At 47.4% G+C, this 14,820-nt stretch carries 24 protein-coding genes and 1 tRNA gene; 22 read left to right on the top strand and 3 right to left on the bottom strand.

Annotated elements, in window-relative coordinates; genetic code table 11:
- Positions 1-14: 14 nt before the first annotated feature.
- From ACLB09_RS12120 to ACLB09_RS12135, 4 genes are all read left to right on the top strand, one after another.
- A complete protein-coding gene (locus ACLB09_RS12120; RefSeq protein WP_410770099.1) occupies positions 15-776 on the top strand; it encodes a ParA family protein in 762 nt (253 codons plus the stop codon).
- Positions 769-1,608 carry a ParB/RepB/Spo0J family partition protein gene (locus ACLB09_RS12125; protein ID WP_114498598.1) on the top strand — a complete coding sequence of 280 codons (840 nt, stop codon included), beginning with the start codon at positions 769-771 and terminating at the stop codon, positions 1,606-1,608. Before ACLB09_RS12120 ends, ACLB09_RS12125 begins: the two co-directional genes overlap by 8 nt.
- Before the next feature lie 131 nt (positions 1,609-1,739).
- Positions 1,740-2,894 carry an aminotransferase class V-fold PLP-dependent enzyme gene (locus ACLB09_RS12130; protein WP_410770100.1) on the top strand — a complete coding sequence of 385 codons (1,155 nt, stop codon included), beginning with the start codon at positions 1,740-1,742 and terminating at the stop codon, positions 2,892-2,894.
- Positions 2,895-2,913: 19 nt separating this feature from the next.
- A complete protein-coding gene (locus ACLB09_RS12135; protein WP_410770101.1) occupies positions 2,914-3,414 on the top strand; it encodes a DUF4446 family protein in 501 nt (166 codons plus the stop codon).
- On the opposite strand, the gene yyaC is transcribed toward ACLB09_RS12135, so the two are convergent.
- Positions 3,386-4,000 carry a spore protease YyaC gene (gene yyaC / locus ACLB09_RS12140; RefSeq protein WP_410770102.1) on the bottom strand — a complete coding sequence of 205 codons (615 nt, stop codon included), beginning with the start codon at positions 3,998-4,000 and terminating at the stop codon, positions 3,386-3,388. The two genes, ACLB09_RS12135 and yyaC, sit on opposite strands and share 29 nt — an antisense overlap.
- Before the next feature lie 153 nt (positions 4,001-4,153).
- On the opposite strand from yyaC, the gene ACLB09_RS12145 reads away from it, so the two are divergent.
- The 9 genes from ACLB09_RS12145 (at position 4,154) to ACLB09_RS12185 (ending at position 8,993) form a co-directional block, all read left to right on the top strand.
- Positions 4,154-4,402: a DUF3343 domain-containing protein gene (locus tag ACLB09_RS12145; RefSeq protein ID WP_410770758.1), complete on the top strand. Its 249-nt coding sequence runs from the start codon at positions 4,154-4,156 to the stop codon at positions 4,400-4,402.
- Entirely contained in the window at positions 4,399-5,304 is a 906-nt protein-coding gene (locus tag ACLB09_RS12150) for a mechanosensitive ion channel family protein (RefSeq protein ID WP_410770103.1), read from the top strand. Before ACLB09_RS12145 ends, ACLB09_RS12150 begins: the two co-directional genes overlap by 4 nt.
- A 17-nt stretch (positions 5,305-5,321) precedes the next feature.
- Positions 5,322-5,558, top strand: a complete 237-nt coding sequence (locus ACLB09_RS12155; protein WP_410770104.1) for a DUF951 domain-containing protein — start codon at positions 5,322-5,324, stop codon at positions 5,556-5,558.
- A 138-nt stretch (positions 5,559-5,696) separates the two neighbouring features.
- Positions 5,697-5,787: transfer RNA gene (locus tag ACLB09_RS12160), tRNA-Ser, on the top strand.
- Between the two features lie 138 nt (positions 5,788-5,925).
- A complete protein-coding gene (locus ACLB09_RS12165; protein WP_410770105.1) occupies positions 5,926-6,957 on the top strand; it encodes a tyrosine-type recombinase/integrase in 1,032 nt (343 codons plus the stop codon).
- A gap of 614 nt (positions 6,958-7,571) precedes the next feature.
- On the top strand, positions 7,572-7,742 hold the full coding sequence (locus ACLB09_RS12170) for a hypothetical protein (RefSeq protein WP_410770106.1): 171 nt from the start codon (positions 7,572-7,574) through the stop codon (positions 7,740-7,742).
- A 63-nt stretch (positions 7,743-7,805) separates the two neighbouring features.
- Positions 7,806-7,931: a hypothetical protein gene (locus ACLB09_RS12175; RefSeq protein ID WP_410770107.1), complete on the top strand. Its 126-nt coding sequence runs from the start codon at positions 7,806-7,808 to the stop codon at positions 7,929-7,931.
- 132 nt (positions 7,932-8,063) lie between these two features.
- Positions 8,064-8,399, top strand: coding sequence for a hypothetical protein (locus ACLB09_RS12180; RefSeq protein ID WP_410770108.1), 336 nt, complete (start codon positions 8,064-8,066; stop codon positions 8,397-8,399).
- Positions 8,400-8,492: 93 nt separating this feature from the next.
- A complete protein-coding gene (locus ACLB09_RS12185) occupies positions 8,493-8,993 on the top strand; it encodes a hypothetical protein (RefSeq protein WP_410770109.1) in 501 nt (166 codons plus the stop codon).
- A 200-nt stretch (positions 8,994-9,193) separates the two neighbouring features.
- Here ACLB09_RS12185 and ACLB09_RS12190 read toward each other — a convergent pair whose 3' ends face one another.
- Both ACLB09_RS12190 and ACLB09_RS12195 read right to left on the bottom strand, forming a co-directional pair.
- The gene (locus tag ACLB09_RS12190; RefSeq protein ID WP_410770759.1) at positions 9,194-9,691 is read right to left on the bottom strand and encodes a DUF3102 domain-containing protein; all 498 of its coding nucleotides are present in this window, start codon (positions 9,689-9,691) and stop codon (positions 9,194-9,196) included.
- Between the two features lie 73 nt (positions 9,692-9,764).
- Entirely contained in the window at positions 9,765-9,998 is a 234-nt protein-coding gene (locus ACLB09_RS12195; RefSeq protein WP_410770110.1) for a helix-turn-helix domain-containing protein, read from the bottom strand.
- Between the two features lie 141 nt (positions 9,999-10,139).
- Here ACLB09_RS12195 and ACLB09_RS12200 point away from each other — a divergent pair, with 141 nt between their 5' ends.
- The 9 genes from ACLB09_RS12200 to ACLB09_RS12240 all read left to right on the top strand — a co-directional run bounded on the left by ACLB09_RS12200 (position 10,140) and on the right by ACLB09_RS12240 (position 14,759).
- The gene (locus ACLB09_RS12200; RefSeq protein ID WP_410770111.1) at positions 10,140-10,355 is read left to right on the top strand and encodes a hypothetical protein; all 216 of its coding nucleotides are present in this window, start codon (positions 10,140-10,142) and stop codon (positions 10,353-10,355) included.
- 18 nt (positions 10,356-10,373) lie between these two features.
- Complete coding sequence (locus ACLB09_RS12205; RefSeq protein ID WP_410770112.1) at positions 10,374-10,874, top strand: hypothetical protein; 501 nt, start codon at positions 10,374-10,376, stop codon at positions 10,872-10,874.
- Positions 10,840-10,971: a hypothetical protein gene (locus tag ACLB09_RS12210; protein WP_410770113.1), complete on the top strand. Its 132-nt coding sequence runs from the start codon at positions 10,840-10,842 to the stop codon at positions 10,969-10,971. Before ACLB09_RS12205 ends, ACLB09_RS12210 begins: the two co-directional genes overlap by 35 nt.
- Positions 10,968-11,156 carry a hypothetical protein gene (locus tag ACLB09_RS12215; RefSeq protein ID WP_410770114.1) on the top strand — a complete coding sequence of 63 codons (189 nt, stop codon included), beginning with the start codon at positions 10,968-10,970 and terminating at the stop codon, positions 11,154-11,156. The genes ACLB09_RS12210 and ACLB09_RS12215 overlap by 4 nt, the downstream gene beginning before the upstream one ends.
- Positions 11,149-11,505: a hypothetical protein gene (locus ACLB09_RS12220; RefSeq protein WP_410770115.1), complete on the top strand. Its 357-nt coding sequence runs from the start codon at positions 11,149-11,151 to the stop codon at positions 11,503-11,505. The genes ACLB09_RS12215 and ACLB09_RS12220 overlap by 8 nt, the downstream gene beginning before the upstream one ends.
- A gap of 946 nt (positions 11,506-12,451) precedes the next feature.
- The gene (locus ACLB09_RS12225; RefSeq protein ID WP_410770116.1) at positions 12,452-12,913 is read left to right on the top strand and encodes a hypothetical protein; all 462 of its coding nucleotides are present in this window, start codon (positions 12,452-12,454) and stop codon (positions 12,911-12,913) included.
- Between the two features lie 59 nt (positions 12,914-12,972).
- Positions 12,973-13,392 (top strand): hypothetical protein, encoded by a 420-nt coding sequence (locus ACLB09_RS12230; RefSeq protein ID WP_410770117.1) that lies wholly within the window; start codon positions 12,973-12,975, stop codon positions 13,390-13,392.
- Between the two features lie 264 nt (positions 13,393-13,656).
- Positions 13,657-14,430, top strand: a complete 774-nt coding sequence (locus tag ACLB09_RS12235) for a hypothetical protein (protein WP_410770118.1) — start codon at positions 13,657-13,659, stop codon at positions 14,428-14,430.
- Between the two features lie 107 nt (positions 14,431-14,537).
- A complete protein-coding gene (locus tag ACLB09_RS12240) occupies positions 14,538-14,759 on the top strand; it encodes a helix-turn-helix domain-containing protein (protein WP_410770119.1) in 222 nt (73 codons plus the stop codon).
- The last annotated feature ends 61 nt before the right edge of the window (positions 14,760-14,820 follow it).

The raw sequence follows: 14,820 nt of genomic DNA on the forward strand, positions 1-14,820 counted from the left end.
TGAGGTGAAATGGATTGTCTAAAATAATTGCCATAGCTAACCAAAAAGGGGGCGTCGGCAAAACGACGACTTCCGTTAATTTGGGAGCTGGACTTGCATCTATCGGTAAGAGAGTACTTCTTATCGACATTGATCCGCAAGGAAATACAACCAGTGGGGTAGGGATAAACAAGGCTGATGTAGCCAACTGTATTTATGATGTTTTAATCAATGAAGTGGATCCCAAAGAGGCGATTGCACCAACAGATATAGAGGGCTTGGACATTATTCCGGCCACCATCCAGCTGGCAGGTGCGGAAATCGAACTGGTTCCGACCATCTCACGGGAAGTCCGTTTAAAGAAATCTTTGCACCAAGTTAAGCACTTATATGATTATATTTTGATAGATTGCCCGCCGTCGCTCGGAATATTAACGATTAATTCCCTGACGGCTGCGGATTCCGTACTTATTCCGATTCAGTGCGAATATTATGCGTTGGAGGGCTTGAGTCAATTACTCAATACGGTACGCCTTGTCCAAAAACATCTCAATACTTCTTTGCAAATCGAAGGGGTACTATTGACCATGTTTGATGCCCGTACAAATTTGGGGATTCAGGTCATTGAGGAAGTGAAGAAGTACTTCCAGCAAAAAGTGTATAAAACCGTTATTCCACGGAATGTCAGACTTAGCGAAGCACCGTCTCACGGTCAGTCGATCATTACATATGATCCAAAATCGAAGGGCGCTGAAGTGTATTTAGAGTTGGCAAAGGAAGTGGTTTCCTATGAATAAACGTTTGGGAAAGGGCTTGGATGCTTTGATTCCGTCGCTTTCTGTTCAAGACGACGACAAGGTCATTGAAATTCCTCTGAAGCAGCTTCGTGCCAATCCTTACCAGCCGAGAAAAACATTTGACGAAGATGCCATTCGTGAACTGGCGGAATCGATTCGTCAGCACGGAGTCATTCAACCGATTATTGTACGCAGTGTTTTAAAGGGATATGAAATTATCGCCGGGGAACGTCGTTTCCGTGCTTCACAATTTTGCGGAAATTCCACAATTCCTGCAGTAGTGAGATCATTCTCCGATCAGCAGGTCATGGAAATTGCTCTCATTGAAAATTTGCAGCGGGAAAATTTGAATGCGATGGAAATCGCTGTAGCTTATCAAGGCTTGATGGATCAATTCCAATTAACCCAAGAAGAGCTTTCCCTGAAAGTAGGAAAATCGAGATCCCATATTGCTAACTTCTTAAGATTGTTGTCACTCCCTGAAGAAGTTAAAGAATATGTTTCACGTGGAACATTATCAATGGGTCATGCAAGAGCACTGGTTGGTCTCAAGGATGCTGGAAAGATTAAGCAATTGGCAAAGCAGTGCATTGATCATGAATGGAGCGTCCGGGATTTAGAGGATGCAGTCCAACAACTGGATCGGAATAAGCAAGACAAAGTAAAACCCGTAAATAAGAAACGTGATCCTTATATGGACGAAGTTGAAGAAAACTTGCGCGAACGTTACAAGACAACGGTCAAGATTAAGGCGAATAAAGAAAAAGGCAAAATCGAAATTAATTTTTATAGTAAACAGGATTTGCAACGATTGCTCGATTTGTTGAATTGACAATGACATGTGACATACTCGGCTTTCCTGGAGTCAATGAAAGGCTAGTGCCTTTTATTAGGGAGAAGGGTATGTCATTGTAGTCTAGATGGGGAATTTAGGTTGCCGGCAGGAGAAAGAGGGTAATCAATATGAAACAGCAGTCAGCGATCTATTTGGATCACGCCGCAACTTCGTGGCCAAAACCGGGGAGTGTAGGAGAGGCCATGTTGGAAATACTAAATGGACCTTCAGCTAACTCGGGACGAGGGAGCTATGGAATGGCATTACAAGCCGGAAGGAAAATATTTCAAACTCGAATGTTGCTAGCTCGCCTTTTTCATATTGAAAATCCTAACGATATTGTCTTCACTTCGAATACGACGGAAGCGCTCAATTTGGCAATCAAAGGCATCTTGAAACCTGGAGATCATGTAATTGCCACAATGGTGGAGCATAATTCCGTTAGACGCCCGCTAGAGTACTTGAAGAGAACCCGGGGGATCGCCGTAGATTATCTCACCTTGAATCAGCAAGGCGAAATCGACCTGGCGGAGCTTGGAAGGAATTTTCGTCCGGAAACAAAATTGGTCGTATGTGCCCACAGCTCAAATTTGCTTGGAAGCATACTTGCCGTTGATGAAATAAGCCGGATTGCGCATAAACATGGGGCGTTATTGTTAGTTGATGCGGCACAAACCGCAGGAGGATATCCTATTGATGTCCAGTCAATGGGGATTGATCTTCTGGCGTTCCCCGGTCATAAGGGGCTATTGGGCCCGCAAGGAACCGGTGGCTTATACATTCATCCTAATGTTGATTTGGATCCATTGCATCATGGAGGCACAGGCAGTCAGTCTGAAGCCTTGGAAATGCCGCAAGTACGGCCTGACCGCTATGAAGCTGGAACGTTAAATGCCGTGGGCATAGCTGGTTTGGGGGCAGGAGTCAAACATGTACTGGAACTGGGCGTAGAACAAATTTATAATCATGAATGGCAGTTGACGCAACAAATCATGGCTCGTTTAGGAGACATAAATGGAATTTCACTACTGGGCCCCGAGCTTGGCGATCCAAGAACCGGAATCGTTGCGTTTACCGTTCAAAATTTTGATGCATCGGATGTTGCCTTTCAGTTGGACCGTAAATTTGGAATTGCCGTGAGAGCGGGATACCACTGCACCCCTCTGGGACATATAACGGCTGGAACAACAGCGGGTGGAGCTGTGCGTGCAAGCGTGGGATTTACGACGACGACGGGGGACATCGAGGCACTCGTTTCGGCCATACAATTCATCACAAAGTGACACATAGGGGAGAGCAGGCATGCAGGAGTGGAATGAACTCATCTTAGATCAGTTGGTCTGGATTATAGGTGGATTGGCGGTTCTTGTTTTATGGCTGCTAATCTGGAATTTTGTGCAGGGTGGGAAATTGAGGAAATTGCGCAAAAAATACGAATTGATGATGGCTGGAACCGGCGTTGATGATTTGGAAGGCTTGCTGATTGATTTGAAAAACGGACAAGGCAAAATAGAAGATATCCAGTCCGAGCAACAGCAGCAGATTGCTAAAATCAATGCCTTGATGCCCAAGCAAAAGGCGAAGGTTGGAATTAAACGATATAATGCTTTTGGTGAACGCGGAAATGAACTGAGTTTCTCCGTGGCCTTCGTGGACGATCAGAAGGATGGCGTCGTCATAACCGGATTATACAGCCGCGACGGATCCTACGTTTATGCCAAGTCTCTGACCAGAGGTGAGTCAACGCATGCACTTTCACCGGAGGAGATCGAAGCTATTTCTCTCGCCGGACTAGGGGAATAAAGCCTTTATTCCACTCTTTGATCGCTGTGTGAACGCTACTGGAAATTATTTCCGATAACCGCATGACGAGACTGAGCCTGGTGTTTTGCAGTACGAAGTATTCCATAAAGCCGCCGACATTGACGATTCCAGTGACATGGATATCGCCGACCGGCGGTAGTTCTTTATTTACGCCCGCACCCGGACGAAGAGGCCCTTGCACGACCTGAATGGAACCTACGCTTGCAGTTTGACCAAGGCAAGCATCGATTCCTATAATGAAAGGATTCGTGAAAGAGTTATTGATTTTTTCCAGCGTATCTTTTAAATTCATGGCATGAACCGGTTCTTCAAGTGTTCCGTAGAGGTGAAAATGCCCGAAATGATTCAGCTTGGAAAGTGCCGTTCCGACAAGCGGGCCGAGGCAGTCACCGGTGGAACGGTCGGTACCGATGCATACGATCACCATATCCTGGCCGGGGGACACCTTGGCAAAATGCAAGAGCAGGCGATGAATGATGGCAGAATGAATGCCTGGCTCGGTATGTGGTATTTTCAAATAGGGGATATCTTGTTGTCCCGGTACTGTAGGCTGTATTTGCGACATATAATCTTCCTTTCCTGAATGAAGAAGTGATTATTTTGGGTCGATGGGTTAAACTTTGAAATACTAGTAGTTAGTATATGGAAATTAATGAATTTATATACTCGGACTAAAGTCGCACAGAAGGGGGGAATCGGATTGGACGATTGGCTGGTCATGGCATTTGATTCGACGCAACAGGCGCTGAGAGCTGAAATGCTACTGGAATATGCGGAAGTGGAGATCGATTTGTGTCCGACCCCCAAGGAAATTACGGCAGGTTGCGCCTTATCCATTCAATTTCCGCAGGAATCTCTTGAGCAAGTAAGAGAGATTGTTATCGGTGAGACCGTGGAGATCCGGGGTATTTTTTCCCGCGTAGACGGAGGCTATGATAGCATCGGGTTGGAGGAGGAGACGAGATGAGAGGTTGGCTGATTGAGCAGGGCACAGAGGACGCTATTGAAGCTGCGATTACCTGGAAAGATAAAATGTGGGACTGGTTTACGAATATGGATATGTGGGAACGGTTGATGTTCTCCGGTCTTCGGATTATTCTTATTTTTTTGTTGACGAGATTATTTGTAAAGGTTGTCTTCCGGATTATTGACCGGTCCCTGGAGCGACGGGAAAAGGGGCGTCTGCAAGTGAATCCCCGCAGATTCGTCACGGTAGGGGAATTGCTGAAAAATGTAACTTCGATTACGAGTAACTTTATTATGATCATGCTAATTTTGGGCGAGGTCGGGGTTAAGTTAGGTCCATTATTGGCTGGGGCCGGCGTACTTGGATTGGCGATCGGGTTTGGCGCACAAAGTTTGGTAAAAGATGTGATTACCGGCTTTTTTATCATTCTGGAGGATCAATTTGCGGTGGGCGACGTGATTCAAACCGGTACCTTAAAAGGAACGGTTGAAATTATCGGTCTCCGTTCCACACGGCTTGTCAGCTGGACAGGCGAAGTGCATATCATACCGAACGGGATGATTACCAATGTGACCAACTTCTCGATTGGCAATGCCTTAGCCGTGGTAGACCTTCCATTCAGCAATACAAGAAAGCTGGAGGATACACTGGAATTGTTAAAAAAGGCCATGTTGGAGTTGAAGGAAAGCAACGGGGAAATTAGCCAGGTTCCGAGTGTGATGGGTGTACAATCGCTTACGGCGAGCGAGTACGTCATACGGATCGCTGTGGAGTGTCTGCCGGGCGTCAGGGCGAACGTGGAGCGTCAGATCCATTTGTACGCTAAAGAGGCTCTGGAAGAGGAAGAAGACCTCAGACTGGCTGCGGAAGTCGGGAAACAGCAAGATCAGCAACCGGGATAATTAAAGGAGGGGAAGAGATGGAGCGGAAATCATTTCAATTGGGCGATATTGTATTAATGAAGAAAAACCATCCATGCGGAAGCAATGAGATGGAAATCATCCGAATGGGCATGGATATCCGGATTAAATGCGTGGGATGCAAACACAGTGTACTCGTTCCCCGGGCCAAGTTTGAAAAAAACATGCGCAAGGTTCTGCGATCCGCGGTTCAGGATCCAAACCAAGCAGGCGGAACGGAAGATAGACATAATTAATTGGCCTAGCCGGTGGAGAGGGGGCGCCCACTTCAGTTCAATCTGAAAAAAAGCCCCGCTACCGGCTGTTTTTTTGCTTTTAAAGTTAGGGTATTGCAATCGGCAAAAAATCATGTTACAATCATTCTTGCTTGCTGTGGAGAGGTACCCAAGAGGCCCAAGGGGGTTGACTCGAAATCAATTAGGCGTCGCAAGGCGTGCGTGGGTTCGAATCCCACCCTCTCCGCCACTAATTAAAAACCGCGTCATTATCACGTTTTCAGTACGTTATGTGTACGGAAACTGGACGCAAGTGAGCGCTAACTGATTTGTACATACCTGAATGATTCGACCTTCTACGTTAATAACGCGTAGGAGGTCTTTTATTATGGATAAACGGACGGGGAAGAAGACGCTGACCCAGCGGACGCCCATTGCGGAGGTAGGACTGCCGTCATTTACGCTTAATGAGGCAGTTGATTTCGTAGTGAAGATTAAACGTGCAAATAACCTGAAAGAGAAAACAATCGAGGACTACGTTAAGAACATGCGTTACTTTATGGAATGGGTCGCGGATCAGCAGTACGAAGACATTACGATTCAAGACGTAACCGCGGACATGCTTCGCGATTATGTTATTTGGTGCGCTAATGAAAAGGAGTACTACGCCGGGCATCCGTTTAAGTCGGAGTTTAAGAAGGAGCAGCGCGGACTATCACCCGCATCCGTAAACGTCCGTATTCGCGTTCTAAGGACGTTCTTTAACGTTCTCCATACAGAGGAGGTCATAGATCGGAATCCAGTCGCTAACCTGTCCTTAATGCGCCAGGATATCGATACAGTTACGCCATTGACCGAGGAGGAACTTCGGCGGTTTATGAATGCTCCGGATCGGCGGCAATGGGCACAGTGGAGAGATGCGGTAATTATGACGCTAATTCTGGACACAGGTCTGCGTCTGAATGAAATCTGCGCATTAGAGAAATCCGAGATTGATTTTGTCCGGAAACTTATTATGCTACCGGCCGTGAAAAACAAGAATCGGAAATCGCGAGTATTACCCCTATCTACAGAGACTCTGCGGCTGCTTAAACAGCTAATTACGGAGTCGGAGCAGCATTTCGAAACAACATTCGTATTTACAACCAATTATGGTGACCCGTTGAGCGAAAAGACGATTCAAAAGTCATTCGATAAGTATGCGGAAAAGGCTAAGCTTGGCCGGAATGTATCGCCGCACGTACTTCGCCATAACTTTGCGACAATGGCCGCGGAGAATGGTATGAGCATATTTCACCTTCAAAAGATAATGGGACACGCAGATATAGCCACGACACGAAAGTACGTTCAGATAAGTGAGGAAAGTATTGCGGATGAACACCGGAAGCACTCACCGCTTACGAGAATTATGAAACGGTAGGGTGCGAGCTAGTAAGCCCGATATATAATGGCTGGGGGGTTGAAGAATAAAAAAATTTGAAAAATTATGATATAGGGGGTGATTATGATGCGACAACGAGATATTGTCTGTTATAATATGAATAGGCAAGGTAAGCGGCCCGGCGGTGAAAAATATAAGCACTTATGAAGTGATAACATTAATATTCGCGTCAATGATGTTTACTTTAGCATTCGCGAAGTTTGTCCTTGATTTAGTTAAGATGTTGGAAAAGAAAAAGTAGCCGATTTCTCCACCACAGAGATCGACTACTACTGGCCTTACTGTCTAAGTTTGTTTAAAATTCAATACCCTTACCTTGCGGACAAGCCGGTAGCGATAATTTCGTTATCGGTCTTGTCATTTTCATTTTACACTTTGTTGACGAGGGTATCAATACTTTCTTCGGCATTTTTGCGCTTGCGCCTCCATAAATTACGCGCATGTTTCGTCTGCGTTTCGCCGGTTCTACGTCAAATAAGCTGCGCTAATCGCGTCCGAGGGTTACCGGTAGGGCCGGCCATATGGACGCTATTTTCACATGAAACGCGCAGTAAAGGTACACGTAATGTATACTAAAACAAGGCGGTGAGCGGATGGTTGCAGAGGAACTTGATTACGTGTTAACACGGACGGGACGTAAGGGAACGATTGTATTAGTTCATGGCGCACACGAGGCGTATGAAATCGAATATTACGATGACGGCGAATGGGAGCTTGAGACGATACTACCGACCGATATCGCGGAAATTATTGTAGCGTATTAAGCGCTGCTCGCCGCGCTCGCTACGTCGGTGCTAACGGCAGCCGGCGCGGGTGAGTCCGTAACGTTGCAGGTGACGGCCGTGATCGGCGCGGTCGGTGCGTGCGTTGCGTATATGCTTGCGGAAGGGTTGGCGGACGGAGCGAATAAGGAGAGCGGAGAGATTGCGGACAGCGGAGATAAAACTGAATAAGCGTCAATAACGGAACCCCTCGACGGGTCATTGCGTATCAAACGTAGTGGCTGCTTTGAGGGGTTCTTTTTTCGTTTAATTCGCGGCGGAAGTATAGTAAAATATAACCAATAATTAAGAGGGGGCAAAAAGTTGGAGGGTAATATGATGCCAGGACCACAACCGGCGCGAAAAAGTGGTAAGGGGCGCATCGGCGCGTTTGTCGTTCTATTATTAGTTGTTATACTCTTTGCGGTGACAAATCCGTCGACGACTGACTTTAGCGACCACATGGTAAAGAAGTTTTCGGACGAGAGTGACAACGTTTTGACCAGGGGGATCGTGAATACGCTAGGAAGAGGATACATAGAAGCTGCTACTCAACGAAGTAACTACGTTTTATTCTCAACGTTCACCATGACGGACGGGGAACTATCCGCCAAATATATCGGATTACTTAACGGTATCTTTATACAAGTCTCAAAGTAACTAAATACATAATAAAAGGAAATTACGGAGGATCGGGGATGGGCGGTATCTTCGTGCGGTGTGTACGTTTAAATATGCGGGGTGATAGATTATATGAATGTTGATTCACTTATTAGCGCGGCTTCAGGGCTTGTCGGTAGCATAATTGGCGCGGCGGCAACTTATTTTGTTACCCGCAGTTCCCTCAATAGACAACACGAAAACAATAAAATAATTCTTCAAATTCAAGAAGATAATGCAAATCTGATTGCCCTCAAGTCAGTAAGAAATGAGATAGAAAGCAATATAGTTATGATTGGCCAAGTCGAAAAGGTAATGGAAAAACTCCAAATTGATTTTATTAACCTAAAAGCCAGCGGAATTGAGTCGGGGATAAAGGATTCTAAATGGGAGAAGCATAGTGATAGACTTGATTGCGTCTTAAGTGAGGACCAAATGAATCAGATTAACACTTTCTATTTAAATCTATCAGTAGAGCTGATTAATCAGGCTTTTAGTAGTGATAGGGTTGAGAAACTTATATCCAGTGGCTTAACTGCGGAAAAGTTACTTGATGGGGAGATAACAAAGCGCGGCAGGGGCACTAAAAGATAAACCCCTCAAACACTGGCCTCCGCAGCATCCCCGCGCGAGTCCAGTTTCGCATATTTACGCTTGACTTTAATAGACGGCTTGAATAATTTGTTTTCAGAGAAATTTTTATTGTAAGTAGCTCCTTAACCCAGTCGTTATGCAAAGAAAATCAGCGTTTTGTTACGTCAGTTATTTCGGAACCCCTCCGTAAGCTGGCGTTTTTATTTGCGTAAAAATAGCCCTTCAACTCCGCTACTCATCCGTTTATACTCCTCCGCTCCCAGGATCGCTATTTCCCCGTAAATTTCGCGGTAAAAGCACGGTAAATACTTGCGTGCTTCCGCCTGTTCTCGCGCCTCACGTTCTTCCTTTAGCGCCACTTTGACTTCGCGCAGCTCGCGTACGGTCATTTCGTCTACCGTTTTGATCGCGCCGGATGACGGGATTGTGTGCGACCTAGATACGAAGTCGGCGCGGTCGATGTCGGATGGGAGCGAGAGCATTTCGAAGATTTTTCCGACTGGCAAATGCGACGACGTCGTCGCTTTTCCGAATTGATCATATGCCGCCACAAAACGTTGAGCAGTTCGCGGTTCAATATCAACGTCACGCAACCACTCCGCATACTGTCCGTGGGTCAAATCGTTTTCCTTGACGTGTTTGAGACGGCGCCCAATTTCGAATATTGCTTCGCCTGCGACGCGCTTATATGCGTTAATTTCGGCGGTAAGCGTTGTGAGGTCGGTCGCGGGTTATTGTCGGAAATTCCGATAATAGAAAAAGACCGCGGACTCAACGGTCGGCGGCCGGTATGTATTCGATAATATCGTTCAGCGCGTAGCTGCGCCCCGTCATCGCATTTAACGTATCGATTATCGTGCTTAGCGTTTCGAGGTCGATTCTTTTCGTTTTCCCCTCGCACATATCATATATCAAATTTGGCCGGACCTTCGCCTCGCGTGCAAGGGCATTTCTTGTCACGCCGGCGTCACTTAACGTCTCTTCTAACTTTAATCTAATTGACACGCAACCACCACCTCAAATTAAGTATACCCTCCCGATAAATATTTTTAAATAATCTATTGACGTTTAACGTTAGACGTTATATTATGTAATTAACGATAGACGATAAACATAATACGTTAAACGTTACGGGAGGTTTCAATTATGAAACGAACTACTAGGGAGCAATTAAGCACAGCAATTACCGAAGAACTTATGGCGAACGGACAGGCTCGCGTTACTTTTGAACAAACCGGAATGAACCGCGCTGAAATGTCTCAATTCATCGATTCGTATCTTTGCGCTTGCACGCAGAACTATGAAGGCGGCAATGTTTACGCAGACCCAACCGTTGATGGCTGTATCGTTTACGAAAACTAATATATAGGAGGCTGTTATATGCCAACCGCAATCATCATCCCAACTGCAACTGTCGGATTCTACCGCAACTGCCGCACGCACCTTATCGAAGTCACTCTCGGAACAGGCCGCACCGCCAAACGCACCACCGTACATCCGACGCTATTCCTTACCGTATTCCCCGCATTGGATCGGCGTTGGACAGGCGGTACCGTCGAAGCGAACGCGGACCAACTTTACGCCATCGGCCTCGGACCAAAGCCGCGCCGCAAAACGGTTGAACTCGCCGACATGCCGCATCAGGTCCGTTATGTCTACGCACCCCACATCGGTTCCGGCCGGATCGTCGCGCGGCTTCTCGGCACATCGCAAGAGCTTTCGTCCAATCCGCGTCATTTTTGCAAGGTTACCGGCGTGTCCAGTCGTGCAGTCCTCGGTTCCGTTTCGTTGACGGCAGCCCAGGCGCGAGAACTCGGCTTTATTATCGCGGAGGGAGGGGTCGACAATGGCTGCGTACACGCCGAACTACTACCGGCATAAATCCGTTAATCCGCGGATAAGCAAACGCAGAATTAAAACGCTAATCCGCGCGCTTGCCTGGTTTATCGCGCTGCTTGTGAAGGAGGTCGCGTCATGAAGCCCGTCCCGGATCGTATCGCATATTTTACGCGTAAGGCGAACCAATACGGACGGGCCCGGTATGACTTTCTCCGCGGCCAATCCGCTACCAGGCCGCCGGCTCTCCGGTATAAGCGGCTTTACGACTACAAGGCGGCCGTCGCTCGCCAGATACTCGCGGAAAGGGGCGTTATTAATGGGTAATATCACCTTTGCAGTTATGACGGAGGTCGCGCTCGTTCGCGGCCCCTACGATAGTTCGTATGACTACGAAATAACATCGGGCTACCTGGTCGATGGGCCGTCTGACAGCGGTCCGGCCTACGTAATGTACGCGGAAGGGGAGGCGGTTTACTTCACGCTTGCGAACAGACTGCTCGACTCCCTTTACGCAGTCAATCCGCTCTCCAACAGTGTCGATTTTATTCACGATGAGGAACGCGAACCGGTCGCTGTAATCGCGGAGATCGTCGGCAGGCTGCGGAGTATGTCCGCGCTCGACTACATGCGCGAGTTAGTAAGGACGCCGGGCGACCACGTCATTTACGTTTGATTTCGCGCCTCCGATGATGCCGTCCGGCTGCAACCGGCCGATAAGCGGAGGAGACGCGCGTTAGACCCTGCCAGGTCATTGTTTCAATCCCGTAGTATTCGCGGCGCCAAACGTGAGTACATCGCCATGCGGGACGCTTCAAACGTTCCGACGTCGGAACACCGTGGTACGTACCACACTGTCATGCGCTGGGTAGCGCCAAATGCTCGGCAATGTATACCCGGGTATACACCTCTATCCGGTCGGTAACGCCAATTATCGACCGGGTACGTAAATTCCTGCGGCTCGGAGCGGCAACTCCGGAACGTGAAAGCCGCGATTATTGATAAGGAACGGAGAGGGTGGCGGATGATTCCGCTCGGGCACGCCTTTTCCGTTTTTGTTTTATACGAGAATATACGTTCGTGTTTTAAGATGGTTTCAATTATTTGTCCCAATCTTGAATTTTATTGTGCGTATATGAAGTAGAGTGTCCCAAACTTGAGAGTATTTGTGCCTATTAATAGTAAAGGGATGTCCCAATTTTCAATTTTTCTGTCCGTATGGTTTATAGATGTCCCAATTCGACAGATTTTTGTCCTTATATAGATTAGAGGGGGGGGGAAATGAAAAAAGTTGAGACTAACATGTGCCAACTGAATGGTTAGGGGGCAATAATACTATATCCGGTGAAATTTTCCGAACGTTGTGCGAGGAATGGGCAGCCCGTCGGATATATAAGAGCCGCAAAAAAGTTGGTCCTGGATGTGAAAAACAGCCGACAACGGCAACATAGTAAGTGAAAGGTGACGCGGAAAGTGTGCGAAAGTCGGTTGAGCAGTGTCGGTATAAGTGACAGCCGCGAAATAGTTGACCGAAACTGTGCGAAACGGCGACCATCGGCAACATAGTCAGTGAAGGCGGAATTTCCGCTCTCTATAAATTAACCAAAGGGAGACGATGAAAAATGGAAAGTAGAGCTATCAGTTTAGACCTTATCAATCAGCATGGACTTGAGTACGCGCGTTATTCGTTGCTTCTAGGGGGCGAGGTGACGACAATTCTTGACGCTATAGAGAAATTAACTTCAGCTCCGAAGCTTTTGGAAGAATCTAATCTAACGCAAGAGGGACTGTTTCGATTGATGAATGCGGATCACCAAAAGGTGAAGAAAACACTTGAAGCGTTGGGGGCTATCGAGGTGCCGTATGGTTACAAGACAAAACATGATCAATTAATTAAACTCCTGTCAAAGGTGAGTTTTAAACTTGGCTTAGTCAATCAAAATCTTTATTCAACGATGCTTCCCGGAATAATGGAAGCCCTCGTAAGAGATTTCAGTAAAATGAGGCATCACGGTGTTAGTTTATTTGAAAAATTAGACAAAAAGGTTCGAAGAGAGCTTCTGCAGGAAGGAATTGAAATCTAAACAAGCGCGGGGGCTCCGCCGGCTGCTGCGCATACACAACACTAAAGGGAGGCGCAATCATGAGCGAAATGAAACGGCTGGCGCAAATCGCGATCCAGCAGAAGGAAACCGTATTAGATCGGGGGAGGGGCGGATACTCTCCGTCTCTTCACGACCTATTCCGCGTTCAGTTGCGGGAGCTTGGCGCAAAGTACGATAAGGGGACGGCGCGGGATGCGATATTCTTGCTTCTGTATCTCCACGCGTATGTGAACGGGACGGAGGCGAACGACTACTATATGTGGGCGTTTCCGACCGTGGCGCAGATTCGCAAGGATACCGGGATTCATGGGGACCGGATTAAGCCGTTATGTAAAATTCTCGAAACCGAAGGGCTTCTCATAACGAAAATGATCTCCTGGGATAAGAACGTAAAGAAGGTATATCTGCCGTTATTCTACCCGATTGAGGAAGCGATTCCCGCAGACGGAGCGGCCTAATCCGTTTACGGGAACCATCTCAATCCGTTTACGGGAAAGTAATAAGAACGAATTAACAAGAACGAATTAACAAGAATAAATATACCGCTTCGGTTAAGTTCACTAACGTTCACTGAACCTTGCGGGACTATTGATTATAAAGATATTTGACGCGGATAAGAGTGGAGGATATTAATAGATTTTCTTCGCGTTAAAGAGAGATAAACAATAATAAAGGAGCCCGCGATCCGTTTGCGGGAATCAACTTATACGGGGGTGCCAATTATGACACGAAAGGAAGCACGTAAAGCAGTATGGGAGTTCATCGTTGAGAACAGCGATAAACCGACGGCCTGGCGCGCCGAACTTGTCCGCCAATTTACGGACGAGCTATTCGAAAAAGGATGCCCGCGGCTGGCGTTCTGGACGTGGAAAATGACGCATCCGGCGCTAATCCGGAAAGGCGCGCCCCACCAAACAATCGGCGATATTCTCGCGGATTACATAATGAACGTACGCGAGATCCCCGAACGTAAGGCGGAGCATCCGGTTAGTGGTCCCGAACGTAATCGACGCGAAGCATTAAAGCGTGGCGCACTCGAATCGCAGTTATTAACGGAGCGGCCGGGCGAAGGCGATCCGATTGAAATCGGCATATACGAAGATACGTTTATCACAAACAGGCCCGTTGAAGCCGCGTTATTTGACGAGCCAGTTACGATGACCGGCGACGAACTTATCGGACGTCTGACGCGGATCAAACGGAATCCGGACGCGTTTATTCAGAAGTATGCGGATGGCAGCGCTTGGAACCGTGAAAATGCGGTCAAGCGGCGGACACCGGATAACGTGAGAATGGCGATAGATATGCTTGATTTACGCCGCGTCCGGACGTGTGTGTTTTGCGGCAATGCCTTCTATTCGCATAGTAAGCAACCGGGCCGCGTCAAGCTGTGCGAGATTATGGTTCATCCGTTAGACAAAACGAAGTTCTTCTGCCAAAAAGAACGGGATCGGGTGCTGGCGGTTCTCCGGAAGCACAAAAAGGTAGCCGCGTAATCGAACCAAATTCCAATACTATATAGACGGGTTAATACCGTCGGCTAATACAACTTTTTTATTTGGGGTCAAAGCGAAGAATACAAAGAAAAGGAGAGTGAAACAGAATGAACGGGTTTGCGATCAGAGCGATTAGAATCAGCAAAGGGATGACACAGCCCGAATTTGCGAAGACGTTGGGCATCAGCCCTACATGGTTGTGCGAGATAGAGAAAGAGCGTCGGCCGGTGTCTGATAGAGTCCGCATCCGGGTCAGTCAACTTTACGGCGATGATGATGCAGTTGAGATGATTCGTCGTGCGAAGATGTCCGATCAGCTCACAGTATAAGAATATTAAGCCGCACGAGGCGGCAAATCCTCGGGCAAGACGCAGGGAAAATTCACGGCAA

The organism is Fontibacillus forbon (genome assembly GCF_046559655.1).
In the GTDB taxonomy this organism is placed as follows: Bacteria; Bacillota; Bacilli; order Paenibacillales; family Paenibacillaceae; genus Fontibacillus.